The following is a 25,050-nucleotide window of genomic DNA, read 5'->3' as shown; positions in this document are numbered from 1 at the left end:
TTTTAGATTATGGCAATGACCGATCCGATTGCGGATATGCTCACAAGAATCCGTAATGCTAACTCGGCATATCACGAAAAAGTAGAAATCCCTGCTTCGAAGATGAAAGCTGCAGTGCTCGACATCCTCAAAGAAGAAGGTTTCGTCAAAAACTACGAATCCGTAAACGAAGGCAAAACGCTGAAGGTTACGTTGAAATATGGTTCTAATAAAGAAAAAGTAATTACCGGCATCAAGAGAATTTCCAAACCGGGCCTGCGCGTATACGCTGGCAAAGAAGAACTCCCGCGCGTTCTCGGTGGTTTGGGGATCGCTGTAATTTCTACGTCCCAGGGCGTTATGAGCGACAAAAAAGCTCGTAAACTCGGCTTGGGTGGCGAAGTTATCGCTTACGTCTGGTAAATCGTTTTGGAGGTGTCAATATGTCCCGAGTAGGTAGAATGCCTATTGATATCCCGGCAGGCGTAAATGTAAACCTCGATGGCCACGTAATTACCGTTAAAGGCCCGAAAGGCGAACTCACACGTACGCTCCACCAGGATATGAAAGTCACAGTGGCTGACAACGTCATCACTGTAGAACGTCCGTCTGACGATAAAAATCATCGTGCATTACACGGCCTCACCCGTGCCCTTATTGCCAACATGGTAAAAGGTGTTTCGGTAGGCTTCAAAAAAGAACTGGAAATCGTCGGTGTTGGTTACAGAGCACAGATGAAAGGCAAGAAACTCGCCTTGACTCTTGGCTTCTCCCATCCCCTCGAACTCGATGCTCCGGCTGGTATCACCATCGAATGCCCGAGCGCTACGCAGATCACTGTTTCTGGTGCTGATAACGAAGTCGTCGGCGAATTCGCTGCTAAGATCCGCGGCTACCGCCTGCCTGAACCGTACAAGGGCAAAGGTATCCGTTATGTAGGCGAACATGTCCGTCGTAAAGCTGGTAAAGCTGGCACGAAGAAATAAGTAACATTTAATTAGAAAGGAGTGAATTCCTTGAAGAAGAGTAAAAACACAATCCGTTTGAAACGGCATTGGCGTTTACGCAAGAACATCAACGGCACGGCAGAACGTCCGCGTCTCAACGTTTTCCGCAGCCTTAACAATATCTACGCTCAGGTCATCGACGACCAGAACGGTGTCACTTTGGTTTCCGCAAGCTCTTTGGATAAAGAAATCAAAGGTCAGAACGTCAGCGGCGGCAACGCCGAAGGCGCAAAATTAGTCGGTGCTTTAGTTGCAAAACGGGCTATTGAAAAAGGTATCACGACGGTTGTCTTCGACCGTGGCGGCTACATTTATCACGGCCGTGTTGCAGCTCTCGCAGAAGCAGCTCGTGAAGCTGGCTTGAAATTCTAATCAAGGAGGAAATAACACATGGCAAAAGTTGACCATGCAGGTCTCGAATTACAGGAAAATGTAGTATTCATCAACCGCGTTGCTAAGGTAGTTAAAGGCGGCCGCCGTTTTTCCTTCAGTGCCCTCGTTGTTGTCGGTGACGGCAATGGCAATGTCGGCGCAGGTTTAGGTAAAGCTGGCGAAGTTCCTGAAGCAATCCGCAAAGGCGTTGAAGACGCTAAGAAACATATGATTTCCGTTCCTCTCAAGAACGGTTCCATTCCCCACACGATCACGGGTATCTTCGGTGCAGGCAAAGTATTCCTGAAACCGGCTGCTGAAGGTACTGGCGTCATCGCTGGCGGCCCGGTCCGTGCCGTATTGGAACTGGCAGGCGTCCGCAACATCCTCACCAAATCGATCGGTTCTTCCAACCCGAACAACATGGTTCAGGCAACCCTCGAAGGCTTGGGCCGCTTGAAGGATGTCAACAAAGTTGCTGAACTCCGTGGCAAAACTGTAGAAGAAATTTACGGTTAATAAGGAGGATATAACAAGATGGCTCAGGTTAAAGTTACACTCGTAAAGAGTTTGGCAGGCCGTCCTGGCGACCAGCGCGCAACCATCGTTGCCCTCGGTCTCCACAAGACGAACTCCAGCGTAGTAAAAGAAGTCACCCCGCAGATCAAAGGGATGCTTCATAAAGTAGAACACTTAGTAAAAGTAGAAGAAATTTAATATAGAAGGAGGTGCGCTGAATTGAAACTTCATGAAATGAGTATTGTTCCTGGTTCCAAGAAAAAACGCAACCGCGTCGGCCGCGGCATCGGCTCCGGCAATGGCAAAACGGCTGGCAAAGGTATGAAAGGTCAGCTCTCCCGTAGCGGTGGCGGCAAGCGCCCGGGCTTCGAAGGCGGCCAGATGCCGTTGTATCGTTTGCTCCCGAAACGCGGCTTCAAAAACATTTGGGCTAAAGAATATGCAGAAGTTAACGTTTCTGTACTCAACCGCTTTGAAGACGGCACGACTGTCGATCCCGTCGCTCTCGTAGAAGCTGGCATCCTCAAGAATGTCCGCGACGGCGTCCGTATCCTCGGCAACGGTGAACTCGAAAAGAAACTCACTGTCGTAGCTAACGGCTTCACGAAATCCGCTAAAGCTAAAATCGAAGCTGCAGGCGGTAAGGTTGTAGTACCGGGAGAAGAACCGGTAGCAGAACAGTAGGGGTGATTTGCGGTGTTAGAAAACATCCAAAACGTACTGAACGTCCCGGAATTCCGGAAACGGGCAGTCTTCACTCTCATCATGTTCATCATTTTCAGACTCGGCGTCCATATCCCCGTACCGGGTGTGGATTCGTCGGTCATTGAAAATCTCTTCAGCAGCGGCAACTTGTTCGGACTCCTGGACTTGTTCGCCGGCGGGGCACTGAGTAAGTTCTCCGTCCTGGCCATGAGCATCACGCCGTACATCAACGCGTCGATCATCATGCAGCTGCTGACAGCCGTCGTTCCGACTTTTGAACAATGGGCAAAGGACAATCAGGAAGGCCGCGATAAGATCCAGAAGGTCACGCGGTACGGTACGGTTGTCCTGGCACTGATCCAGGCTTTCGCCATGAGTTATGCGTTGAAAGTCAACAATGCCCTCATCGTCGACAGCTGGGCCATGGTCGTCATGGTCTCCCTGATCCTCACAGCCGGCACATGTTTCCTCATGTGGCTCGGTGACCAGATCACAGCTGGCGGCATCGGCAACGGCATTTCTCTCATCATCTTCGCCGGTATCGTAGCGCGCTTCCCGCAAGGCTGCATGACGATTTACAAGTACATCCAGGCTGGTTCGATCAACATCTTCCAGGCCTTGCTTTTTGCTGTCATCGCCTTGTTCATGATCGTCGTGGTCATCGAAGTCACGCAAGGTCAGCGCCGCGTCACGGTACAGTATGCGAAACGTATCGTCGGCCGTAAGATGTATGGCGGTCACTCGACACATATTCCGCTGAAAGTCAACCAGGCTGGCGTCATCCCCATCATCTTTGCTTCGTCTGTACTGATGTTCCCGATTACCATCGCACAGTTCGTACAGAATGAAACAGTCCAGTGGATTGCAAGCTTCTTTGCATGGGGCACAGTGACCAACACGGTCATGTACGCACTCCTGATTATGTTCTTCACATATTTCTACACGGCTATTTCGCTGAATATCCCGCAGCTTACGGAAAACATGCAGAAGTACGGCGGCTTCATCCCCGGCATCCGCCCGGGCCAGCCGACGGCTATGTATATCGATCGCATCATGACGAGAATTACCCTCGCCGGTGCCTTCTTCCTGGCTTTCATCGCCATCCTGCCGAACTTCATCGGCTGGATCACGGGGATCGAAGGGGTCTACTTCGGCGGTACGGCCATCCTCATCGTCGTCGGTGTTGCCATCGACACGATGAAACAGGCAGAATCCTTAGTTTTGAATAGACAATATCAAGGATTTATGAAATAATAAGGGGGTAGTTTGAGTGTATATTCTTTTAATGGGCCCTCCGGGTGCTGGCAAAGGTACCCAGGCTGAACGATTGATTGAAAAATATGGTATTCCCCAGATTTCGACAGGCGACATGTTCCGGGCAGCTGTAAAAGAACAGACTCCGCTCGGCCTCGAAGCCAAGAAGTACATGGACAACGGCCAGCTCGTACCGGACGCTGTTACGGTCGGCATCGTCAAAGAACGCCTCGCCAAAGATGACTGCAAAAAAGGCTTCATCCTCGACGGCTTCCCGCGCACGACCAGCCAGGCTGTGTCCCTCGATGCCATCCTCCGCGATTTGGGCATCAAACTCGATGGCGTCATCAACATCGCCGTCCCCGATGAAGAACTCATCAAACGGACGACGGGCCGTCAGATCTGCCGCTCCTGCGGTGCGACATACCATGTCACATTCAAACCGTCCAAGGTGAAGAACGTCTGCGATAAATGCGGCGGCGAATTGTATCAGCGCGATGACGATAAAGTAGAAACCGTCAAGAAACGCTTGAGCGTCTACGCGGCACAGACGAAACCGCTCATCGACTACTATAAGAATTCCAATCTCTACATCGAAATCGATGGCAAACAGAGCATGGATGATGTCTACAAAGACATCGTTGCTAGTCTTGAAAAGAGTAAATAAGCATGATTATCTTAAAATCAAAACGGGAAATTGAGTATATTCGCGAAGCTGGCCGCATTACGGCCAACGCCCTTCAGCTCATGAAGAAGCTGGCAAAACCTGGCATCACGACAGGCGAACTCGACCAGCGCTGTGAAGAATACATCCGCAGCTGCGGCGCTTTTCCGAGCTGCAAAGGCTATTATGGGTTCCCGGCAACCATTTGCGCCAGCGTAAATGAAGAAGTTGTCCACGGCATCCCGGGCCACCGCAAGCTCAAAGATGGCGATATAATCAGCATTGATTTAGTAGTGAACAAGAATGGCTACCATGGCGATTCGACGGTAACGATTCCCGTCGGCCACGTTCATCCGGCTACCCTCAAGCTCTTGAAGGTCACCGAAGAAAGCCTCTATAAGGGCATCGAACAGGCCGTTGCCGGGAATCACCTCGGCGACATCGGCCACGCAGTCCAGTCGTATGCCGAATCCTTTGGATACGGCGTCGTCCGCGACTACGTCGGCCACGGCATCGGTACGGACATGCACGAAGATCCGGAAGTGCCGAACTACGGCATGGCCGGTCACGGCGAACTGCTGGAACCGGGTATGGTCCTGGCCATTGAACCGATGATCAATATGGGCACGGAAAAAGTCCGCCAGTTGAAGAACGGCTGGACCGTCGTCACGCGTGACGGCAAACCGGCAGCCCACTTCGAACATACAGTAGCCATCACGGAAAACGGTCCTGAAATCCTTACCCTTCCGGAAGAATAAGATGGAACGGACACAGATGATACCTGTCTGCACGGTCGTAGAAAGCCTGGCAGGCAGGGATAAAGGCCACTTGTATGTTGTTGTCGGCAGTCTGGCTTATCCCTACGTATGGATTGCTGACGGTAGAAAGTACAACCTGGATAAGCCGAAAAAAAAGAATTGCCGGCATCTCCGGATATTGGGAACGAGCGTATCCACTGGAAGCGCTGGTCCCGCGAGAATCAGCAATGAATGGATACGGTCCGTCTTGAACCGGGCTGTGAAGAATTGACCAGGGAGGTTACTATGTCGAAGGTAGATGTCATTGAAGTAGAAGGCGTCGTCGTTGAAGCTTTGCCAAACGCCATGTTTAAAGTCAAGCTTGAAAACGATCACATCGTGCTGGCTCATGTCTCCGGTAAAATGCGGATGAACTTCATTCGTATCCTTCCGGGCGACCGGGTCACACTCGAATTGACACCGTATGATCTGAATCGCGGTCGTATCACGTACCGCTTTAAGTAAGAGTATTACGCAGGAGGTTAATGATGAAAGTAAAACCGTCAGTAAAAAGAATTTGCGAAAAATGCAAAATTATCAAACGTAAAGGCCGCGTCATGGTCATTTGCGAAAATCCGAAACATAAACAGAAACAGGGTTAATAAGCAGGAGGTGAATGAATAGATGGCACGTATAGCCGGTGTGGATTTACCACGTGATAAACGAGTTGAAATTGGTTTGACTTACATTTTAGGTATCGGTCTTTCTTCTTCCCAGAAGATCCTGGCTAAGACTGGCGTAAACCCGGATACCCGCGTTCGCGACCTGACAGAAGACGAAGTACAGAAAATTCGTGAAGTCATCGGTTCTGAATATAAAGTTGAAGGCGACCTTCGCCGTGAAACAGCACTCAACATCAAACGCCTGATCGAAGTTAATTCGTATCGCGGCAAACGTCATCGTGCAGGTCTTCCGGTCCGCGGTCAGCGCACCAAGACGAACGCACGTACCCGTAAAGGCCCGAGAAAAGCTGTAGCAGGTAAGAAGAAATAAGATTCTTTAAGTAAGGAGGGAAACGATTTTGGCTAAGAACGTAAGAAGCAACAAAAGAAAAGAAAAGAAACATGTAGAATCGGGCGCAGCACATATCCGTTCTACTTTCAATAACACGATCGTTACGATCACTGATGCAAAAGGCAATGCACTGTCCTGGGCAAGTGCCGGCGGCCTCGGTTTCCGCGGTTCCCGTAAGAGCACTCCGTTCGCTGCACAGATGGCTGCTGAACAGGCTGCTAAAGCGGCTATGGAACATGGCCTCCGTCAGGTAGAAGTATTCGTAAAAGGTCCGGGTTCCGGCCGTGAAGCTGCTATCCGCGCATTGCAGGCTGCAGGTCTTGAAGTCAACTCCATCAAAGACGTAACTCCTATTCCGCATAATGGCTGCCGTCCGCCGAAACGGAGACGCGTATAATCGTAGATAATTAACCAAGGTGTTTTGATTCTGAAATAGGAGGATTTTCCTAATGATCGATGATAACAAGTTTAAAGTTAAAACTGCCGAAATCAATGACGACGGTACCTATGGAAAATTCGTATGTGAACCTCTCGATCGGGGTTACGGAATCACATTGGGTAATAGTTTGCGGCGTGTCCTCCTGGCATCTCTGGATGGCGTAGCAATCACTTCGATTAAAATCGATGGTGTTCTCCATGAATTTTCGACCATCCCCGGCGTTCGGGAAGATGTTTCGGAAATCATCCTCAACCTCAAACAGGTTCGGATGAAATTCCTGGACGATGATATCAACGAACTCGATATCACTGTCGATATCTCTGGTGAATGTGAATTCACTGCAAACGATCTTAACGTAAACTCAGACATTGAAATTTTGAACCCGGATCTTCATATTGCCACGCTGGATACGGATGCTGACATCCGCATGCAGTGCCACATTGAACGCGGCAAAGGGTATGTTCCTTCTACGAAGAACAAGAAAGAAACGGATATGATCGGGGTCATCCCCATCGATTCGATTTTTTCGCCTATTGTGCGCACCAACTACGAAGTAGGCAATATCCGGGTCGGCAACGAAATGGATTACGATTCGTTGACGCTTGAAGTGACGACGGATGGCAGCATCACTGCTGAAAACGCCGTCGCCAAGGCTGCATCCATTATGATCAGCTATTTGAACTACTTCCAGGACATCGCCACCGACGCCAAAGTCAATGACACATTGGCCGAATTCACCAACAAAGATGGCGAAGAACCGGAAGCACCGACAGAACCGGACCTCAACGACATCAAGATTGATGTCCTCGATCTCTCCGTACGCGCTTCGAACTGCCTGAAACGTGCGAACATCTACACCTTAGGTGATCTCGTAGAACGGACGGAAGACGACTTGTCCAAGATTCGCAACCTCGGCAAGAAGTCTGTCGATGAAATCATTGAAAAGTTGCAAAAAGAAGGTTACGATTTAAAATCGAGTAACGAAGAATAGTTCGAGGAGGATGAACGATGGCTTATAGAAAGTTGGGACGAGACAGCTCCGCACGTAAAGCATTGTTGCGCAGCATTGTCACCTCTTTATTCCAGCATGAACGCATTGAAACGACAGAAGCAAAGGCAAAAGAACTTCGCAAAGTCGCTGACAAAATGCTTACCCTCGCAAAACGCGGCGACCTCCACGCTCGCCGTCAGGTCTTGGCATACATGATGGATGAAGACGTTGTCAAAAAACTGTTTGACGAAATTGCACCGAAATACAAAGATCGTCAGGGCGGTTACACTCGCATCATCAAAACTGGCGTTCGTCAGGGCGATGCTGCTCCGATGGTAATCATCGAATTAGTATAAGCTTGTAAGAAAAAAGGAGCTGTCGCAAGACAGCTCCTTTTTTGCACATGGCTCTAGCGTAGGGGCCGCCGGTCGCATGCCGCAGGCCGCCTCGGACTCAGATGCCGCTGCGCGGCGTCAGACTCAAAGTGACAACGACGCTTCGGGAAACCCTCAGAGCGTAGCGGGCGCCCCACGTGGTCGCCCCTACAGGTGCGGGATAACGTATCACGACCCTCGGCTCGTAAATAATGCCCCGACCGGGGCCATCGTAGGGGCCGTCCCGGAGGTAGGGCGGCCCGCCGTGATCAGACGGCCATACACCAATAGGGTCCATGTGGCATGGTTTCGCGAACAGCGGTCTGCGGTCTGCGACCAGCGCGCCCATAAGGGCGCCCACGACCAACCAACCTCTCCGGCCTTTTAGGCCACCTCCCCTATAAGGGGAGGCATAACGACGAACGACCTACGAACTACGACGAACGACAGGCCCCGACCGGGGCCATCGTAGGGGCCGTCCCGGAGGTAGGGCGGCCCGCCGCGACCAGTTGGCTATACACTAAGCTGGTCCATGTGGCATGGTTTTGCGAACAGCGGTCTGCGAACAGCGCGCCCTATAAGGGCGCCCACGACCGACCAACCTCTCCGGCCTTTTAGGCCACCTCCCCTATAAGGGGAGGCATAACGACGAACGACAGGCCCCGCCCGGGGCCATCGTAGGGGCCGTCCCGGAGGTAGGGCGGCCCGTCGCGAACAGTTGGATATATACTCAACAGGGCCATGTGGCATGATTTTCGCGAACTGCGGCCTGCGAACAGCGCGCCCTATAAAGGGCGCATGCGGCCTGCGAACAGCGCGCCCTATAAGGGCGCCCACAATGAACGACCTACGACGAACGACGAACGCATCGCCGAAGGCGATAATTCGCGACCTGCGGTCTGCGAACAGCGCGCCCCATAAGGGCGCCCACGACCAACCAACCTCTCCGGCCTTTTAGGCCACCTCCCCTATAAGGGGAGGCATAACGACGAACGACCTACGAACTACGATGAACGATACAAAGGAGTGATACAAATGCCATATCGTATGATGTTAGCTGTCAACTTTACACCGGAACGCCTGGACCAGGTCAAGCTCCTGGCCCTGTTGACGAAGTCGAAAGTCAAGGCCGTTACGGAAGCTGAAAAGAGCGAAACCGTCGGCAAAGTCCTGGGACTGACTGACGAAGAAATCGCTGAAATCGCCGCGATGAAACAGGAAACGGAACAGACCAAGGTTCACGAACAGATGAACGAAGATGAAAAACTTCCGCCTGTCACTAAGGAAGCGTTGATTCTCTGTGGTTTTGACAATCAGGCTGTCAACCTGCTCCTGAGCAGTATCCGCCGGGGGCGCCTGAAGAACGTGCCCCTCAAGGCCATGTTGACGCCGAATAACATTTCCTGGACTATCGAAACGATTTTGCAGGAATTGTCGAAAGAACACGAATATTTCCATAAAAAGAGGTAAGACCATGCGTCCTACGACACTTTGCTTTCCCGTCCGATCGGACGGGAAACTTTTATTAGGCCGCAAGAAGCGCGGTTTCGGCGTCAGCAAATGGAACGGCTTTGGCGGCAAGATCGAAGCCGGTGAAAACTTCCTGCAGTGCGCCGTCCGGGAACTCCGGGAAGAAACGGGCCTCATCGCCCGGGAAGAAGACCTGGAGCTCGTTGGCTTCCTGGACTTCCACTTCTCGGCCTCGCCGGACCTGGACCACATCGGTTTCGTCTACTTTCTCCGCCAATGGCAGGGGACGGTCCGGGAAACCGAAGAAATGGAACCGCAGTGGTTCGAACCGGCAGCCCTTCCCTACGATGACATGTGGAAAGGCGACCGGACCTGGATTCCTATGCTGCTGAAAAAAGAAAAAGTAAAAGGCATCATTACCTTTGCTGAAGACAATGAACATATACAACATATGGAATTATACCATATAAATTCTATATAACTGCGTAGATTGCCAAAAAACGACAAATGGACACCATCTGTCGTTTTTTGGCATTTTTGTGACAGTTATGACAAAATCAGGGTCTTGACATGGCTGGGGCATTTATTCTACACTTATAAAGTGTTAATATGAAATATTTTATATATAGAAAATATAAAATTAATGACTATATATAAGCAACGAAGGTTAATGGCGGTGAAAAGGATGAAAAAGACTTTAATGAGCGCCATCATGCTGAGTCTGGGCATGACGGCGAGTGTATTGGCTGCGCCGGCGACGACGGCCAACGTTTCCGTAGATAGCCCATATTATGGCTATATCGAAAAATTGAGTGCCATGGGGTATCTCGATACCATGCCCAATGGGGCCAAACCGTACAGCCGGATGCAGATGGCTCAGTGGGTCGTCCAGGCTCAGGATAAGGCACAGACCAAACCGATGCCGAAATACCTGGCAGATCAGGTTGATGCCCTGGCGCAGTACGTAGCGCCGGAAGTGGCCACCCTGCGTGGAGAAAAGACCTATGACCCGCTGAAACTCCGCTCGGTCTCGCTGACGGCAGCGGCCCAGATTTCGGATACAGCGCGCCATTCCTATAGCCGCGCTGTCAACGCAGGTTGGCAGACTTTTGGCGCCAATCGCAATGGCTATAAATATGGCCGTGACGGCAATGGCATCTTGGAAGCTGAAATTTCCGGGAACATCGGCCATGAAACGGCTATCGCCCTGCGGCCCCGCTTCAGCTATGACAAGGACAACGATTTCAGCGCCAGCCTGGAAGAAGGCTATATCAAGACCCGTGCTGGCATCTGGGCTTTTGAAGCCGGCAAAGAAGCCATGACCTGGGGGCAGGGAGAAACGGGGAACTTGGCATTAGGGAACAATATGCGCCCCTTGACGACCATCCAGGCTCATTTCGTCGAACCCCAGCGCGTCGGCGGCTTCTTCCGATTCCTCGGTCAGGCTGACGTCCATCTCTTCTACGGCTTCCTCGAAGGCGACCGGTCTGACCGCGCGGCTGCCCGGGGATTGACAGATTATGATAATGCCGGCCTCATCGGCATCCGCGCCGACTTTTCGCCGACATCATACTTCACCTTCGGCCTGTCCCGCCTGTCCATGCTCGGCGGTGACGGCAATGGCCTGGATAGCTCCGACTGGGGCCATTGGCTCTATGGCCGCAATGACGATGCCGATAAGGACCGCTGGGACGACATCGCCGGCGGCGACTTCCGCCTGAGCCTGCCTGGCGTCACCTTCTATGGCGAACTCTACGGCGAAGACCAGTCGCACTATATGCCGTCCAAAGTCGCATACCGGGCCGGCATCTACCTGCCGAAACTGACTCGTGACGGCTCCTGGGACATGACCTTGGAAATGGCCGATACCAGCGATGCCTGGTATGGCCACCAGCGCTTCAATAATGGCTGGACCTATCATGACGCCATCATGGGCGATGCTATGGGACGCGATGCCCGCAAATATTACGGCGCCATCCGCCACTATTTGCCCAACGAAACATCCATCGGCCTCTATGCCCAGCGGACCGAAATGGAACGGGGCATGCACATCCATCCCACAGTCAATGAATTCGGCCTCACCGGTCAGACAAAACTCGGCCAGGACGTCTACCTCAACGGCATCATTGGCTATGCCAACGTAGAAAACGCCGACTTCACAGTACATACAGACCACGACAAATTCGCCACCGCCACCATCCAGTGGAGGTATTAGAATACGGCTCTCTTGATAGGAGAGCTGTCAGCGAAGCTGACTGAGAGGTTTCGCAGGCCGCCTCGGACTCAGATGCCGCTGCGCGGCGACAGACTTAAACTGACAACGACGCTTCGGGGTACCCTCAGCGCGTAGCGGTACGCCCTTTGGGCGTCCCCTACGGATGCCGCTGCGCGGCGACAGACTCAAACTGACAACGACGCTTCGGGGTACCCTCAGCGCGTAACGGGCGCCCCACGTGGTCGCCCCTACAGGTGCGGGATAATGTATCACGACCCTCGGCTCGTAAATAATGCCCCGACCGGGGCGCATAGGCTCCCCTGATAGGCCCTTTTTGGCCCGTCATGGACTGACCGGAGGGAAGTGCAGGACGGTTGCCAAAACGGAGAGCCGTGCTGGAGCTGTCAGCGAAGCTGACTGAGAGGTTCTTACAGCGACCAGCCAGCTATATACCCAAGCTGGTCAATGTGGCATGGTTTTGCGAACAGCGGTCTGCGGTCTGCGAACAGCGCGCCCACGACCAACCAACCTCTCCGGCCTTTCAGGCCACCTCCCCTATAAGGGGAGGCATAACGACGAACGACAGGCCCCGCCCGGGGCCATCGTAGGGGCCGTCCCGGAGGTAGGGCGGCCCGTCGCGAACAGTTGGATATATACTCAACAGGGCCATGTGGCATGATTTTCGCGAACTGCGGCCTGCGAACAGCGCGCCCTATAAAGGGCGCATGCGGCCTGCGAACAGCGCGCCCTATAAGGGCGCCCACGACCAACCAACCTCTCCGGCCTTTCAGGCCACCTCCCCTATAAGGGGAGGCATAACGACGAACGACCTACGACGAACGACGAACGCATCGCCGAAGGCGATAATTCGCGACCTGCGACCTGCGAACAGCGCGCCCCATAAGGGCGCCCACGACCTGCGGCCTGCGGCCTGCGAACAGCGCGCCCTATAAAGGGCGCATGCGGCCTGCGGACAGCGGGGGCATCGGCCCCATAACGACGAACGATGAACGACCTACGATGAACGACAGGGGCCCCGGCCCCAAACGGAGAACAATCATGATAGATATTCACTCACATATTTTATACGACATTGATGATGGCTCTGAATCCTTGGATATGTCGCTGCAGATGCTGCGCATGTCTGTCGATTCTGGAGTCACGGATATTATTGCTACGCCTCATGTCAACCGCCAGGGCCATATTCCGGCCTGGCAGACGATCCTTGACAAGGTGGCAGCCCTTCAGGAGGAAGCGGATAAGGCCCAGATCCCTATCCGTATCTATACGGGTGCGGAAGTGGAACTGAACGGCGACACGTTGCGTTTCATGAAGGAAAATCACGACGACTATTGTCTGGCTGGCAGCCGTTATGTCATGTTGGAACTGACCGACCAGTCTCAGCCGGATATCGTCGAAAAGATGATTTATGAGCTGCAAATGCGCGGGTTCCTGCCACTTCTGGCCCACGTAGAACGCTATGAGCGCCTCATGGAGCGCCCGGAAACGCTTCTGGCATGGATGAATAAGGGCGTCCTGGCTCAATGCAATACAGGCAGTTTCACGGGCTATTTCGGCTCGAAGTTGCAGCAGCGCGTCCGCGACCTTTACCGCAACGGCATGATCCACTTCCTCGGCAGCGACGGACACCGGGTGGAATTCCGCACAACCGATATCCGTGAGGCCCATGAAGAACTGGACCGCCTGGCAGCCAAGGACAAGCAGCACGTCAATCTTTGGAACACGGCGACGCGCAATGCCGAATGTATCTTGAAGAACCGCGTCTTTTATCCCGATTTGCCGTCGCACTGGCAAAAGGAGAAAAAAGGCTTTTTCCATCGTCTCTTTGGTTGAACATAGGATGTGAATACAGATGTTAAAGAAAAGTATACTGGCACTGGCTGCCGTAACCGCTTTGTGGACCGGGACGGCCTGTGCTGAAGAGTATTATATGCGGCCTGGCGATGAGCTCAACATCGTCGTCACGCAGCAGCAGGACCTGGGCAATTCATCGACCAACCAGTCGCCCTTCGTCGTCCGGCCCGATGGCAACGTGTCCTTTCCCTTAGTCGGGGAAATCCACGCCGAAGGCATGACGGTCTCCCAGTTCACCAACGTCCTGCAGCAGGGCCTGGCCCGCTATATCGTCGATCCCGATGTATCCGTCAACATTTCCAAGTTAGGCCGCGTCCGGGTCTATGTCTTTGGCGAAGTCAAGAAGCCCGGTGCCGTGGAACTGGAAAAGGGCCATACCGTCATCGATGCTATCGGTGCAGCTCAGGGCTTTACGCGGGATACGGCGAAGAAGAAGATTTTCCTCATCCATCAGGACCAGCCGAAATCGCTCATTCCCATTAATCTCAATAACATGCTCAAAACCGGCGATATGTCGCAGAATGTCACCCTCCGCGAAGGGGACATCCTTTACCTGACCAAGAACCATCGCATCGACTTTGCCCGTGATATTGCGCCGATCTTCAGCAGTATTTACATGATTACCGAAGCGAAAGACAACTTAGATAACAATTAGTATTTACCGTACAGGAGTTGAACAGGGTGGAAGAAATAACCATTGATTTGAAAGACCTCTTTCAAGTCGTCATGGCCAATAAAAAGAAAATCGCAGCCATCACGGCGGCCTTCATGATTGCCGGCGGGGCCTATCTGCTCATCGCGTCGCCGGTGTATCAGTCGACGTCACTGCTGCGTATCAAGCAGGATAAGGGCCTGGGCGATTCGCTGATGTCTAAGGTGTCCGGGGGGAATACCCTGGATGATAAGCAGCGCATGATGACCGACGCGGAAATCCTCAAGAGCCGCAACGTCGTCATGCCTGTCATCGAAAAGACGGAAGAACGCAATGACGACGGCGAATTGCCAGACTATGAAAGCTACGTCAAAAAGCATATCGTCACTAAGCCGTATAAAGATACGGAAATCTTGGAAGTCGACGTCACCGGTAAGTCGCCGGAACAGGCCCAGAAGGCCAATAATCTCATCGTCCAGGGCTTCATGAACCGCCTGACCGAACTGAGCCATGACGAACAGAAGCGGACCCGCGAGTTCCTGGAACAGCGTCTCGGCGCCTCTAAAGAGGAACTAAGCCAGGCCGAAGATAAATTACAGCAGTACCAGGCCGCCAATAAGATGTACTCGACAGATGACCAGATGAAGCAGCTCACGGATAAGCTGAACATCGTCGACAAGGCCAAGGCCGAAAACCAGCTCAACCTGGAAACGGCCCAGGCCGGCTTGAAGAGCGTCAACGAACAGCTCAGTTCGGCCGGCGTCTCCATTGCCGATAGCCCGGCTATCCAGCAGTATAAGACCCAGCTGGCCCAGTTGGAAGCGACCAAGGCCAGCTACGTCGGCAAATACACGGACGAACATCCGAAGATGCAGGAAATAAATAATCAGATTAATTCCACCCGCGATTCCCTGAATCAGGAAATCAGTAAGATCGTCGCCCAGCAGGCACCGTCCAGCAACAGCGTCCAGCAGGGCTTACTGGCCGATAAATTCAAGAACGAAGCGGCCATCGCCGTCGCTCAGAGCAAAAAGACGGCCCTGGACCAGATGGATTCGGAAAACGATGCCATCATCTCGTCGCTGCCGGAAAAAGAACAGGGCTTCGTCCGCGTCAAGCGCGATGCCGATGTATCCAACGAAATCTATGTCATGCTGGCTAAACGACTGGAAGAAGCCAAGGTTGCCGAAGTCATGGTTCCGAATGAAGTACAGGTCATCGATGCGGCTACACTGCCAGAAAAACCGATTAAGCCGCGGAAAGTCCTGGTCATGGCCATCATGACCTTGTTAGGCCTCATCGTCGGCATGGGAACGGTCATCGTCCAATCTCTCATGTATCGCAAGATACGGACCGCCGAAGATGTGGAAAAAGAACTGGGTCTGCCTGTCCTGGGCATGATTCCCGATACCAATACCTTGCAGGTAGAAAAAGGCGGCAACGAGGGTCTGTGGTCGAAAATTAGGAGGAAATTATGGCGGAAATAGATTTCATCACCCATTATGACAGCCGGTCGCCGGTAGCCGAAGCCTATCGAGCCATCCGGACGAACTTACAGTTTTCTGGTGCCGGCAAGACCGTAAAGACCATCGTCTTTACGTCGGCCGTTCCCGGCGAAGGGAAGTCGACGACCGTCGCCAACCTGGCCATTGCCATCGGGCAGGACAATAAAAAAATCCTGCTCATCGACTGCGACATGCGTAAACCCGTCGTCCATCGCCGTTTCAGCCTGCTCAACCGGGGCCTGAGCAACTGCTTTGCCGAAGACTGGCCACTGAAAGAAGTCATCCAGGCCGACGTCTTCCCCAACCTCGACATCGTTACCAGCGGCCCCATCCCGCCGAACCCGGCTGAACTCCTGGGCTCGAAAAAGATGGAGGCTTTGCTGCAGGAAGCTGCTGAAACTTACGATTACGTTTTCCTCGATATGCCGCCAGTCCTGGCCGTCACCGATGCTGCCCTCATGAGCAGCCGGGTCGATGGTACCATCCTCGTCCTGGGCAGTGGCGACATCAGCCCGGACGAAGGCAAACAAGCCAAAGAACTCCTGGAAAAAGTCCACGCCAACATCCTCGGCGTCATCCTCAACAAAGTCCCCCAGAAACGCCGCAGCGGCTACTATTACTACTACTATTACGACGAAGAACACCACAAAAAGCGCCGGAGAAGGTAGGGGCCGCCATAACCGGCGGCCCGCCGTCCGCAGTCGGCAGTCCGCAGTCCGCCTCGGACTCAGATGCAGCGTACCGCTGCGACAGACTCAAACTGACAACGACGCTTCGGGATACCCTCAGCGCGTAGCCTCCCCTGCGAAGGGGAGGTGCCCCAAAGGGGCGGAGGGGTTCTTTCTCGTAGGCGCCGTCCGCAGTTCGCAGTCCGCAGTCCGCCTCGGACTCAGATGGCGCTGCGCGCCTTTAGACTCAGACTGACAATGCGTCCTCGGATGCCCCCTGCGGCGCATAGCGGGCGCCCACGCGGGGCGCCCGCGCGAACGCTGTGCATCTCGTCTCGGGAACTATCGGCAAAAAAACGCGCGCGACATCGCCGAAAAGGCGATAAGCCGCCATTCCAGGCGCTCCTGCGCCATACAATCGCGTGAACCTGACGCTGCGAAGCAGCATCTGAATCCGAACGGAGCGGCGATGCGTCAGCGAGCCCGATTCGCAGCCTAACCCCTAACAGCTAGCGGCTAACTGTTAACAACCAATTACACTATCATGAGAACAGAGACACCGTCTCCAGTCCCTAACCCCTAGCCCCTAACTGCTAACCCCTGCGGAACGCCCGATAGGGTGGCTCCGCGATCACTTACGAAAGGAATGAATGAGGTCATGAAGACCCGTGTCTATCCTACGTCACGTAAACTTTTCGGTTTACTCGGTGACGTGACTATCATCACCCTAACTTACATACTCCTGACCTATCTGATTATCCCGCCCAGTGCGAGGGAAATACACTCGGTCTTATACTCGGGGATGCTGCCTATTGCTATCATCTTTACGGTCATGCTGTTCAGCATCAATGGCCTGTATACGATTGAGCACAAGCGCTTCAGCGAAGTCCTGATCAGCCTGGCCGTCAGCTTGTTTTTGGTCCTCATCCTCATCATGGCCTTGAGCTTCGTCATTCATGAGTTTGCTTATTCCCGGGTCTTGATCGCTTCCAGTACGGCTGTGCAGTTTGTCCTGCTCGGCTTTTGGAAGCGGGCCGTCCAGCATTGGGAACAGAGCCTTCATCCCGTACGCCGTGTCATGATTATGGGCAACGAAGATGAATGCCGTCATGTCTATTACCGCATGAGTGCTCAGCCACAGCTCAAGTTGCAGCTCCAGCACGTCGTCATGGACCCACAGAAAGATTGGCGGAAAGAATTGGAATCCTGTGACATCGACACGCTCATCATCTGCTCAGATATCCCCATTACGACCAAGGCGGATATCGTCAACTACTGTACGGATAAGGAAATCCAGCCGTACATCATCCCCGGCTCTTACGAAATCTTCTGTAACGGCGCCATGCTGCAGAAAATCGACGACGTCCCCGTCTTCCGGCCCAAGAGTTTGCGCCTCAGCGTGGAACAGCGGGCTGTCAAGCGTACCGTCGACATCATCGTGGCCGGTCTTGCGTCTATTTTCGCCTTGCCTTTCGCCATCCCTGTTGCCCTGGCTATCAAGCTCGGCGACGGCGGCCCCGTTCTTTACAGCCAGGTTCGCGTCGGCCGCTTTGGCAAAGAGTATAAGGTCTATAAATTCCGTTCCATGCGCGTCGATGCGGAAAAATATTCCGGTCCCCAGCTGGCGACGGAAGACGACCCGCGCATTACCAAAGTCGGCAAATTCATCCGTGCCACCCGCCTGGATGAACTGCCGCAGATCCTCAACGTCCTCAACGGCGACATGAGCCTCGTCGGCCCAAGACCGGAACGGCCCTTCTTTGTCGAACAATTCAAGAAAGAAAACCCCGAATACGCTTATCGCCATAACGTCAAACCGGGCATCACCGGCCTGGCCCAGGTCTTTGCCAAATACAACACCACGCCGTATGACAAACTCGTCTACGACCTGATGTACATCGAAAACTACAGCATCTGGGAAGACTTCATCATCATGATCCAGACTATCAAGATCCTAGTCACCAAGAGCGCCACCGAAGGCAAAGACGTCAGCGGTAAAGACCTGGACCTAAGCAAATTCCAGCGCTAAACCTAAGCCTCCCACAAAGCCTCCCCTGATAGGCCCTTTTTGGCCCATCAGGTGCTGACCGCAGGGAAGCGCAAGATGGTTGCCAAAACGGAGAGCCGTGCTGGAGGTGCCACGAAGTGGCGGAGAGGTTCTTCCTCAAGATGGTTGCCAAAACGGAGAGCCGTGCTGGAGGTGCCACAAAGTGGCGGAGAGTTTCTTCCTATTTTTACAAAGGATGGATTCATCATTATGTCTTATGAAGTACCTTTAGTCAGCATTATCATGCCGGCTTACAATAGCAGTAAAACAATCCGAGACAGCATTCAGTCGGTTTGCCATCAGACGTATCCTAATTGGGAGTTATTAATCATCGACGATTGTTCAGAGGAAGATATAGAAAGTATTGCCCATGAATTTGAAGACCAGCGGATTCGTTACTACCGGTTGCCAACAAATCAGGGCGTTGCATGTGCCCGAAATAAGGGGATTTCAGAAGCTCAAGGACAGTACTTGGCTTTTCTGGACAGTGATGATTTGTGGCATCCTCGGAAATTGTTTAATCAAGTAAGTTTTATGCAGAAGTATCACTATGCATTCACCTATACCTGGTATCGCCAATTTAGTGGCGACATTCATCATTTAGGGAATCTGGTTAAAACGAAAACAGCCGTTGACTATAGAGGGCTTTTAAAAGGCAATGATATCGGTTGTTTAACGGTCATGATTGATCGTAGTCAGGTACATGACATTGTCATGCCGTCCCAGAGACATGAAGACTACATCACTTGGCTCAACATCTTAAAGCAAGGCGGAAAAGCCTATTCCTTGCCAAAAGAATTAGCCTATTATCGAAAAGAAAATGGGTCATTGACTAGCAATAAATGGAAAAGCCTAACCTGGACTTGGCAGGTATATCGGAAAAGTCAGCATCTAAATGTATTGCAATCAAGTTTGTATATGAGTTATTACATTTACCATGGTGTCATAAAGCACTATTTGAGAAGGGGAGAACATTAATGAACATCTGTTTTATCAATCCACCATTTAAAGCTGAATATGGGAAGTTTTCAAGAGAATCCCGTAGCCCGGCAATTGGTCATAGTGGCGTTTTATATTATCCATTGTGGCTTATTTATGCAGCGGCATTAGCTGAAAAAAATGGATTCAACATTATTTTCATTGATGCTCCAGCGAAACAATTTGATGAAAAGACGTGCCTTGACATTGTTGCTAAAGAAGCAAAAGATACCCCGCTTTTTGTTCTCGATACGAGTACGCCTTCTATTAATAGTGATATCCATTTTGCAGCAGAAGTGAAAAAATTATATCCCCAATCTCAGATTGTTATGGTAGGTACGCATCCGACAGCAACAGTTGAAGAAACGCTGACTAAAGCGACAGCTGTAGATATCATTGCGCGTCGTGAATATGATACGACTATTTTGGAATTGGCTACTTGCTTACGTGACGGGAAAGATTGGAAAGCGGTTCAAGGAATTTCTTATAAAACAGCCTCTGGCATTATAAATAATCCAGACCGTAATCCTATTGTTGATTTGGATGATATTCCCATGGCTGCTAAATTTATCAAAGAACACTTAGATGTTTATGATTATGCCTTTCCAGCAGCTACTTATCCGGCTATTCAGATATTTACCGGAAGAGGATGTCCAGCTCGTTGTAATTATTGTGTGTATCCTCAGGTCATGCATGGACATGTTTACCGTAAACGCAGTGCTGAAAACGTTGTGGCTGAATTTGAATATATTGCCAAAGAATTCCCAGAAGTCAAAGAAATTGTCATTGAAGATGATACGTTTACTATTGATAAAGCGCGCGTCATGGAAATTTGTCAGATGCTGATTGATAAAGGCCTGCATAAGCGCTTCCGCTGGTTGTGCAATGCTCGTGTCAATCTGGACTATGATACCATGAAGATGATGCGAAAAGCGGGGTGCCGCTTGCTAATTCCTGGGGTTGAAAGTTTTAATCAGCAAATCCTAAAAAATATCCATAAAGGGACGACATTAAAACAGATTACAGAATATATGCATAATGCAAAAAAAGCAGGGCTCTTAGTCCACGCATGCTATATGGTAGGGAACCAGGGAGAAACTCGAGAAACGATGGAACGGACTTTACAGGCTGCCCTTAAGTTTAATACGGACACAGCGCAGTTCTTTCCACTTATTCCATATCCAGGAACCGAAGCTTATGACTGGGCTAAAAGTAATGGCTACATTTCTGGGAACTATGACGAATATTGTCATGAAGATGGTACGGTAAGCTGTGTCTTGAATATTCCTGGTTTATCGGCAGATGACCTCGTAGCCTTCTGCTCGTATGCAAGGCGGAAATATTATTTACGTCCGCGCTATATCTTGCACCGTTTGTATATGGGGTTAAAAGATCCAGAAGACTTAAAACGTTCTTTGAAGGCCTTTGGTAAATTGAAACAAACTTTGTTTAAACGTTAAATATACTTGATAGGAGTTTTCATAACATGAATGAAAAATCGATGGTCACAGTGGCGATGGCTGTATATAAGCCCAATATAGATTGGTTTATTAAGCAATTACAATCTATAAATAATCAAGACTATCGGCCATTAGAATTATTGATTTGGAATGATAGTCCGCAGGATTTTGATGGACAAGATATTGTTTCTCGATATATAACTAATATACCATACCAAATTTTAGATAACGGTCACAATAATGGTGTAACTCGAGCTTTTGAAGAATTAACAAAACATGCGAATGGAAAGTATATTGCCTATAGTGATCAAGATGATATTTGGATGACAAATAAAGTTTCAGTCATGGTTGAGTTCATGAAATGCCATCCTAAATGTACTTGCTGTCATTCTGATGTCGAGTTAATTAATGAAGAAAGTAAAGTTATACGTAAAAGCATTTATCCTGCATGTATAGAAAAAATAAATAATAAAGCATATCAAGAAAAAACGTTTTTAGTTAAGAGCTGGAACGTAGGCTGCGCTATGATGATGACAACGGAAGCTGCGAAAGCAGCGGTTCCTTTTCCCACGATGGTCTATCATGACCAATGGCTAGAAATGTACGCGTTGGCATTAGGCGATTTTTGTTATATATCTGATTGTTTAATACAGCATCGCGTTCATGGTTCCAATAATAGCCAAACTTTACATGGCATTTCGAATAAAAGAGATTACTATCGTATAAAACTGACTCGAGAAGTTAGCTTTTTTGATTTTCTTATTCAACATTTACCTTGCGAAGATATGTATCAGACAGAAGCTGCTTGGATTAGAGCTAGAGAAGCGTATAGTAAACATCATGGCATTCGTTCCTTTATTCATTTATTGTCTTTTATTAAAACGCGCCCAACAATCACTATTTTTGAGTTGATGCTGCCTTTTATTCCAGATACTTTATTTTCTGGAATCGTAAATATGATTCGTAAAGAAGTACGTGTGTTGGGCTATCGGTAAGTGGATTTAAGGAGTGTATATCGTGATTTCAGTAGCAATGTGTACCTATAATGGGGAAGCATTTATTGAAGAACAGTTAAATAGTATCATAGGTCAAACTAAGCAGCCTGATGAGATTGTTATATGTGATGATTGTTCACAGGATAACACTATTCAAAAAGCAGAAGAAGTTCTAAGAACCTGGTCGGGCAATGTGAAGATTATTAAAAATACTCATAACTTAGGATATCGGTTAAATTTTCAAAAAGCTATTAGTTTGTGCACAGGAGATGTTATTTTTTTAAGCGATCAAGATGATGTTTGGGATTTAAAAAAAATTGAAATCATTTATCAGGTATTCCTGAATCATCCAGAAATTAAGTTGGTGTTTCATGATGCTGTTTTAGTAGACCAGCGGTTACAATTGTTACACCCTTCTTTTTGGCATTTGTTGAGTTTTAATCCTGATGATTTTTCACGGACTGGATATAAAAGGTTACTATTAGGAAATGTTGTACAAGGAAGTGCGTGTGCATTTCGCCGAGAACTTTTTAGAACAGCTTCTCCTTTTCCCAAGGAAGCTGTTCATGATGAGTGGTTGGCATTGGTAGCTGCTATTTCGGGAGGGATTCTTCCCATTTCTCAGCCTTTGATGAAATATCGGCAGGGAAATAATCAAATTGGTGGTGAAGTTCGGACCTTTCATCAAGGTATCCATCTTTGGCGTACAAAAGCTAGAGAATCTGTAAAAAAACATGTGCAACAAATTGAAAATCGTAAAACGGTATTGAATGTTCTTTGCTATCACTATTCAGATAATATTGATTCAGATTTTAAAAACAATGTTAATCAATTATTGAAGTTTATAGAGAATAGAATCCAATATATCTGTTTCAAATATTCTTTTATTAGTTGGAAGATGTATTTTAAATATTGTGTAGATAGTAGACAAGCGATTAGAAACATATTCAAGGATATTTTTGCCAAATTTTATTATAAAAGGGCATTTAGCAAATGAGCTGATATATTACTTCTAGAGTTAAGTGGTGATTTAATGGAATCGAGATATTCATTAATAGATATTACAGCATTGTTGTTTTTTCTATGTATTAGTCTATCAAATTGTTTAAGTACTAGTCAGATTACGGTTCCCCAAGTGGGAACTATGGGGTTACTTTTTGTTGCGGGAATATTATTGTTGTGCAGTTATTTTCAATTGGGAGCAGTTAAGGTCACGGGAATTATCTTTGCGATAATATTATTTTTTATATCGGTGTTATCTTACATTTATACAGGAACCTTAGCGGCATTTCGTGTTTTTTTATTTACATTAATTGCTCGAGGACTTACGTATAAAAAAATGATTTCTTATAATAATAAAATGCTGTTTATTGCGTTTTTGATGGTCGTTATGTCGAGTCTAGTTGGAATTACTGATATGCATTGGGTAGCCACATCAGATAAAATTTCTTATCGCCAAGTCGTATATGTTTTTGGTTTTAGGAATCCTAATACGCCGCCAATTATTATATTTGCTTTTATAACTGGATATAATTTACTAAGAGGATATGCTCTTCGCAATAAAGAGATAATTATTGAGTTTATCATTAATGGTATTGTTTTTTATTTATTTCAGAGTAGAACGGCCTCTGGTGTTACTGCAGTATATTTGTTACTCTTGTTATTTTTGCGAAAACGTTTTATTTTTTCATCTCTCAGATGGATCTTATGGCCGTTACAATATCTATTCCTTGGTGGTACGATTTTCACCATTTTTGTTGCATTTAATTTTTATGCGCTAGATTCAAGTTGGCAAGATTTAAATCTATTGATGTCTGGGCGATTATTTTTATGGCAAAATTTTATTAAAACATATGGACTTCAATTTTTTGGAAATAACATGACTTTAAATACGGATGCGTTGGATAATGGATTTTTATATTTATTGATATATTACGGGATTAGCATGTCAATAGTATATAATTTTATGTTTATATATATATCTAGGTATGCTTATAAAAAACAAAATAGCATTTTATTTTTGACTATTCTTGCTTGTGAAGTATATTGCTTTGGAGAGTCCACTCCTTTATTTTTTAACTATTCCCCAGTATTATTATATTTTACCTCTTTGATAATGAATAAAAGAAATGAGCCTGATAAAATAACAGAGGCGTGAAAGTATCAATCAAGGTTCAAATACGAATGAGTGAGTAGGAGGTGATTATATGCTGATGAATGTTTTTAATATGGGATTTGGGGAGAGTATCTTATTACAAAAGGATAGAGAGTCCTTACTTGTGGATTGTGGTAGCAAACGGAAAGATAATGTAGAATCGCAAATCGAATGGATTTGGAGTGGTATGAATGACTCCAAGAGCATTAGCTTTATGCTTACGCATTTTCACGAAGACCATTTTAACCATTTTGAAGCTTTAGTTCATCATAGTGGACGCAAAGCGGATGTATTATATTTACCTTGGATAAATTTTGATAAAAAAAGAGTGGATTTATGCGATATTGCTATCTATTTATATCTTTTATATATAAAACCCGCTGCAAATGTTTCTTTTCTGTTAAGCAATCAAATCATATTTATTTGTGAATGTGTAGAGCTTGATGGATTGGTGTATGCCTTGAGACAAGGTGACTTTTTTCAACATTCAAATACGGAAATGGAAGTTTTATGGCCTAAAGAAATAGAGCTTAAAAAAGTATTAAAATTTAATCATGTGATGACAGGAGATGTTCCTAGGAGGATTGTTGATAAATATTTATATAGAGATTATTTTAAAAATAATTTTTATAAATATATGAAATGCCCTCACCATGGAACCAGCACATATTATACGGTTCGTTTGCCTAAAAGCTGTAATTTGATTATATCTAATGGGCAATACGGTAATTATCAATCTATTTCAGAACACTATTTCAATCATCCTTGGTTATATGGGAGACGATATTGCACGAACAATCATTGTGAAGTTTGTAAGAATGGGAATCCTTGTATGTTGCATCATTGTGGTATAGAGCGGTTCTTTTCACTAAATATTCCGGATTTATAAGCGTGATTTGATATAATATGTAATTG

Annotated in this window: 30 protein-coding genes; all 30 read left to right on the top strand. The window is 48.7% G+C overall.

Annotated features, from left to right (window positions below; translation table 11 throughout):
• Positions 1-9 precede the first annotated feature (9 nt).
• The 30 genes from rpsH to ACE418_RS03895 all read left to right on the top strand — a co-directional run bounded on the left by rpsH (position 10) and on the right by ACE418_RS03895 (position 25,024).
• Positions 10-402, top strand: coding sequence for a 30S ribosomal protein S8 (gene rpsH, locus ACE418_RS04040; RefSeq protein ID WP_014015749.1), 393 nt, complete (start codon positions 10-12; stop codon positions 400-402).
• A 20-nt stretch (positions 403-422) separates the two neighbouring features.
• Positions 423-965 (top strand): 50S ribosomal protein L6, encoded by a 543-nt coding sequence (gene rplF, locus ACE418_RS04035; RefSeq protein ID WP_416449429.1) that lies wholly within the window; start codon positions 423-425, stop codon positions 963-965.
• Between the two features lie 30 nt (positions 966-995).
• Positions 996-1,358 carry a 50S ribosomal protein L18 gene (rplR, locus tag ACE418_RS04030; RefSeq protein WP_014015751.1) on the top strand — a complete coding sequence of 121 codons (363 nt, stop codon included), beginning with the start codon at positions 996-998 and terminating at the stop codon, positions 1,356-1,358.
• A gap of 18 nt (positions 1,359-1,376) precedes the next feature.
• A complete protein-coding gene (rpsE, locus tag ACE418_RS04025) occupies positions 1,377-1,877 on the top strand; it encodes a 30S ribosomal protein S5 (RefSeq protein WP_020311738.1) in 501 nt (166 codons plus the stop codon).
• A gap of 18 nt (positions 1,878-1,895) precedes the next feature.
• Positions 1,896-2,075 (top strand): 50S ribosomal protein L30, encoded by a 180-nt coding sequence (gene rpmD / locus ACE418_RS04020; RefSeq protein WP_014015753.1) that lies wholly within the window; start codon positions 1,896-1,898, stop codon positions 2,073-2,075.
• Positions 2,076-2,096: 21 nt separating this feature from the next.
• Positions 2,097-2,561, top strand: coding sequence for a 50S ribosomal protein L15 (gene rplO / locus ACE418_RS04015; protein ID WP_014015754.1), 465 nt, complete (start codon positions 2,097-2,099; stop codon positions 2,559-2,561).
• 12 nt (positions 2,562-2,573) lie between these two features.
• Positions 2,574-3,836 carry a preprotein translocase subunit SecY gene (gene secY, locus ACE418_RS04010; protein ID WP_416449428.1) on the top strand — a complete coding sequence of 421 codons (1,263 nt, stop codon included), beginning with the start codon at positions 2,574-2,576 and terminating at the stop codon, positions 3,834-3,836.
• Between the two features lie 16 nt (positions 3,837-3,852).
• A complete protein-coding gene (locus ACE418_RS04005; RefSeq protein WP_329991575.1) occupies positions 3,853-4,503 on the top strand; it encodes an adenylate kinase in 651 nt (216 codons plus the stop codon).
• Between the two features lie 2 nt (positions 4,504-4,505).
• On the top strand, positions 4,506-5,258 hold the full coding sequence (gene map, locus ACE418_RS04000) for a type I methionyl aminopeptidase (protein ID WP_020311735.1): 753 nt from the start codon (positions 4,506-4,508) through the stop codon (positions 5,256-5,258).
• Position 5,259: 1 nt separating this feature from the next.
• Complete coding sequence (locus ACE418_RS03995) at positions 5,260-5,529, top strand: KOW domain-containing RNA-binding protein (RefSeq protein WP_014015758.1); 270 nt, start codon at positions 5,260-5,262, stop codon at positions 5,527-5,529.
• 14 nt (positions 5,530-5,543) lie between these two features.
• Positions 5,544-5,762 (top strand): translation initiation factor IF-1, encoded by a 219-nt coding sequence (infA, locus tag ACE418_RS03990; protein ID WP_014015759.1) that lies wholly within the window; start codon positions 5,544-5,546, stop codon positions 5,760-5,762.
• A gap of 23 nt (positions 5,763-5,785) precedes the next feature.
• Positions 5,786-5,899 (top strand): 50S ribosomal protein L36, encoded by a 114-nt coding sequence (gene rpmJ / locus ACE418_RS03985; RefSeq protein WP_020311734.1) that lies wholly within the window; start codon positions 5,786-5,788, stop codon positions 5,897-5,899.
• 22 nt (positions 5,900-5,921) lie between these two features.
• Complete coding sequence (gene rpsM, locus ACE418_RS03980) at positions 5,922-6,290, top strand: 30S ribosomal protein S13 (RefSeq protein WP_014015760.1); 369 nt, start codon at positions 5,922-5,924, stop codon at positions 6,288-6,290.
• Between the two features lie 28 nt (positions 6,291-6,318).
• Complete coding sequence (gene rpsK, locus ACE418_RS03975; RefSeq protein WP_014015761.1) at positions 6,319-6,708, top strand: 30S ribosomal protein S11; 390 nt, start codon at positions 6,319-6,321, stop codon at positions 6,706-6,708.
• Positions 6,709-6,760: 52 nt separating this feature from the next.
• Positions 6,761-7,741 (top strand): DNA-directed RNA polymerase subunit alpha, encoded by a 981-nt coding sequence (locus ACE418_RS03970; protein WP_416449427.1) that lies wholly within the window; start codon positions 6,761-6,763, stop codon positions 7,739-7,741.
• 17 nt (positions 7,742-7,758) lie between these two features.
• A complete protein-coding gene (gene rplQ / locus ACE418_RS03965; protein WP_014015763.1) occupies positions 7,759-8,097 on the top strand; it encodes a 50S ribosomal protein L17 in 339 nt (112 codons plus the stop codon).
• A gap of 1,065 nt (positions 8,098-9,162) precedes the next feature.
• The gene (locus ACE418_RS03960; RefSeq protein WP_416449426.1) at positions 9,163-9,585 is read left to right on the top strand and encodes a DUF3783 domain-containing protein; all 423 of its coding nucleotides are present in this window, start codon (positions 9,163-9,165) and stop codon (positions 9,583-9,585) included.
• A gap of 4 nt (positions 9,586-9,589) precedes the next feature.
• On the top strand, positions 9,590-10,066 hold the full coding sequence (locus ACE418_RS03955; protein WP_416449425.1) for an 8-oxo-dGTP diphosphatase: 477 nt from the start codon (positions 9,590-9,592) through the stop codon (positions 10,064-10,066).
• Between the two features lie 204 nt (positions 10,067-10,270).
• Positions 10,271-11,800 (top strand): capsule assembly Wzi family protein, encoded by a 1,530-nt coding sequence (locus tag ACE418_RS03950; protein ID WP_416449424.1) that lies wholly within the window; start codon positions 10,271-10,273, stop codon positions 11,798-11,800.
• A gap of 1,059 nt (positions 11,801-12,859) precedes the next feature.
• Positions 12,860-13,654: a tyrosine-protein phosphatase gene (locus ACE418_RS03945; RefSeq protein WP_416449423.1), complete on the top strand. Its 795-nt coding sequence runs from the start codon at positions 12,860-12,862 to the stop codon at positions 13,652-13,654.
• A gap of 19 nt (positions 13,655-13,673) precedes the next feature.
• Positions 13,674-14,330 carry a polysaccharide biosynthesis/export family protein gene (locus ACE418_RS03940; RefSeq protein ID WP_416449422.1) on the top strand — a complete coding sequence of 219 codons (657 nt, stop codon included), beginning with the start codon at positions 13,674-13,676 and terminating at the stop codon, positions 14,328-14,330.
• A gap of 26 nt (positions 14,331-14,356) precedes the next feature.
• Positions 14,357-15,814 carry a GumC family protein gene (locus tag ACE418_RS03935; protein ID WP_416449421.1) on the top strand — a complete coding sequence of 486 codons (1,458 nt, stop codon included), beginning with the start codon at positions 14,357-14,359 and terminating at the stop codon, positions 15,812-15,814.
• A complete protein-coding gene (locus tag ACE418_RS03930) occupies positions 15,802-16,500 on the top strand; it encodes a CpsD/CapB family tyrosine-protein kinase (RefSeq protein ID WP_416449420.1) in 699 nt (232 codons plus the stop codon). The genes ACE418_RS03935 and ACE418_RS03930 overlap by 13 nt, the downstream gene beginning before the upstream one ends.
• A 646-nt stretch (positions 16,501-17,146) precedes the next feature.
• Positions 17,147-18,529: a sugar transferase gene (locus tag ACE418_RS03925; RefSeq protein WP_416449419.1), complete on the top strand. Its 1,383-nt coding sequence runs from the start codon at positions 17,147-17,149 to the stop codon at positions 18,527-18,529.
• A gap of 75 nt (positions 18,530-18,604) precedes the next feature.
• Positions 18,605-19,525: a glycosyltransferase family 2 protein gene (locus ACE418_RS03920; RefSeq protein ID WP_416449418.1), complete on the top strand. Its 921-nt coding sequence runs from the start codon at positions 18,605-18,607 to the stop codon at positions 19,523-19,525.
• Positions 19,525-20,985 (top strand): B12-binding domain-containing radical SAM protein, encoded by a 1,461-nt coding sequence (locus ACE418_RS03915; protein ID WP_416449417.1) that lies wholly within the window; start codon positions 19,525-19,527, stop codon positions 20,983-20,985. Before ACE418_RS03920 ends, ACE418_RS03915 begins: the two co-directional genes overlap by 1 nt.
• Before the next feature lie 26 nt (positions 20,986-21,011).
• Entirely contained in the window at positions 21,012-21,980 is a 969-nt protein-coding gene (locus tag ACE418_RS03910; RefSeq protein WP_416449416.1) for a glycosyltransferase, read from the top strand.
• A gap of 22 nt (positions 21,981-22,002) precedes the next feature.
• Positions 22,003-22,977, top strand: a complete 975-nt coding sequence (locus tag ACE418_RS03905) for a glycosyltransferase family 2 protein (protein ID WP_416449415.1) — start codon at positions 22,003-22,005, stop codon at positions 22,975-22,977.
• Positions 22,978-23,013: 36 nt separating this feature from the next.
• The gene (locus ACE418_RS03900) at positions 23,014-24,138 is read left to right on the top strand and encodes a hypothetical protein (RefSeq protein WP_416449414.1); all 1,125 of its coding nucleotides are present in this window, start codon (positions 23,014-23,016) and stop codon (positions 24,136-24,138) included.
• A gap of 49 nt (positions 24,139-24,187) precedes the next feature.
• The gene (locus tag ACE418_RS03895; RefSeq protein WP_416449413.1) at positions 24,188-25,024 is read left to right on the top strand and encodes a ComEC/Rec2 family competence protein; all 837 of its coding nucleotides are present in this window, start codon (positions 24,188-24,190) and stop codon (positions 25,022-25,024) included.
• The last annotated feature ends 26 nt before the right edge of the window (positions 25,025-25,050 follow it).

Source organism: Megasphaera jansseni, assembly GCF_047974155.1.
Taxonomy (GTDB): domain Bacteria; phylum Bacillota; class Negativicutes; order Veillonellales; family Megasphaeraceae; genus Megasphaera.
Note: the sequence above shows the minus strand (reverse complement) of the source record. Positions and strands in the feature narration are given on the sequence as shown.

Coding starts and splice junctions, on each gene's coding strand:
- rpsH (WP_014015749.1), top strand. CDS start 10: ATGGCAATGACCGATCCGATTGCGGATATGCTCACAAGAATCCGTAAT.
- rplF (WP_416449429.1), top strand. CDS start 423: ATGTCCCGAGTAGGTAGAATGCCTATTGATATCCCGGCAGGCGTAAAT.
- rpsE (WP_020311738.1), top strand. CDS start 1,377: ATGGCAAAAGTTGACCATGCAGGTCTCGAATTACAGGAAAATGTAGTA.
- rpmD (WP_014015753.1), top strand. CDS start 1,896: ATGGCTCAGGTTAAAGTTACACTCGTAAAGAGTTTGGCAGGCCGTCCT.
- map (WP_020311735.1), top strand. CDS start 4,506: ATGATTATCTTAAAATCAAAACGGGAAATTGAGTATATTCGCGAAGCT.
- ACE418_RS03995 (WP_014015758.1), top strand. CDS start 5,260: ATGGAACGGACACAGATGATACCTGTCTGCACGGTCGTAGAAAGCCTG.
- infA (WP_014015759.1), top strand. CDS start 5,544: ATGTCGAAGGTAGATGTCATTGAAGTAGAAGGCGTCGTCGTTGAAGCT.
- rpmJ (WP_020311734.1), top strand. CDS start 5,786: ATGAAAGTAAAACCGTCAGTAAAAAGAATTTGCGAAAAATGCAAAATT.
- rpsM (WP_014015760.1), top strand. CDS start 5,922: ATGGCACGTATAGCCGGTGTGGATTTACCACGTGATAAACGAGTTGAA.
- ACE418_RS03970 (WP_416449427.1), top strand. CDS start 6,761: ATGATCGATGATAACAAGTTTAAAGTTAAAACTGCCGAAATCAATGAC.
- rplQ (WP_014015763.1), top strand. CDS start 7,759: ATGGCTTATAGAAAGTTGGGACGAGACAGCTCCGCACGTAAAGCATTG.
- ACE418_RS03960 (WP_416449426.1), top strand. CDS start 9,163: ATGATGTTAGCTGTCAACTTTACACCGGAACGCCTGGACCAGGTCAAG.
- ACE418_RS03955 (WP_416449425.1), top strand. CDS start 9,590: ATGCGTCCTACGACACTTTGCTTTCCCGTCCGATCGGACGGGAAACTT.
- ACE418_RS03950 (WP_416449424.1), top strand. CDS start 10,271: ATGAAAAAGACTTTAATGAGCGCCATCATGCTGAGTCTGGGCATGACG.
- ACE418_RS03945 (WP_416449423.1), top strand. CDS start 12,860: ATGATAGATATTCACTCACATATTTTATACGACATTGATGATGGCTCT.
- ACE418_RS03940 (WP_416449422.1), top strand. CDS start 13,674: ATGTTAAAGAAAAGTATACTGGCACTGGCTGCCGTAACCGCTTTGTGG.
- ACE418_RS03930 (WP_416449420.1), top strand. CDS start 15,802: ATGGCGGAAATAGATTTCATCACCCATTATGACAGCCGGTCGCCGGTA.
- ACE418_RS03925 (WP_416449419.1), top strand. CDS start 17,147: ATGAATGAGGTCATGAAGACCCGTGTCTATCCTACGTCACGTAAACTT.
- ACE418_RS03920 (WP_416449418.1), top strand. CDS start 18,605: ATGGTTGCCAAAACGGAGAGCCGTGCTGGAGGTGCCACGAAGTGGCGG.
- ACE418_RS03915 (WP_416449417.1), top strand. CDS start 19,525: ATGAACATCTGTTTTATCAATCCACCATTTAAAGCTGAATATGGGAAG.
- ACE418_RS03910 (WP_416449416.1), top strand. CDS start 21,012: ATGAATGAAAAATCGATGGTCACAGTGGCGATGGCTGTATATAAGCCC.
- ACE418_RS03900 (WP_416449414.1), top strand. CDS start 23,014: ATGGAATCGAGATATTCATTAATAGATATTACAGCATTGTTGTTTTTT.
- ACE418_RS03895 (WP_416449413.1), top strand. CDS start 24,188: ATGCTGATGAATGTTTTTAATATGGGATTTGGGGAGAGTATCTTATTA.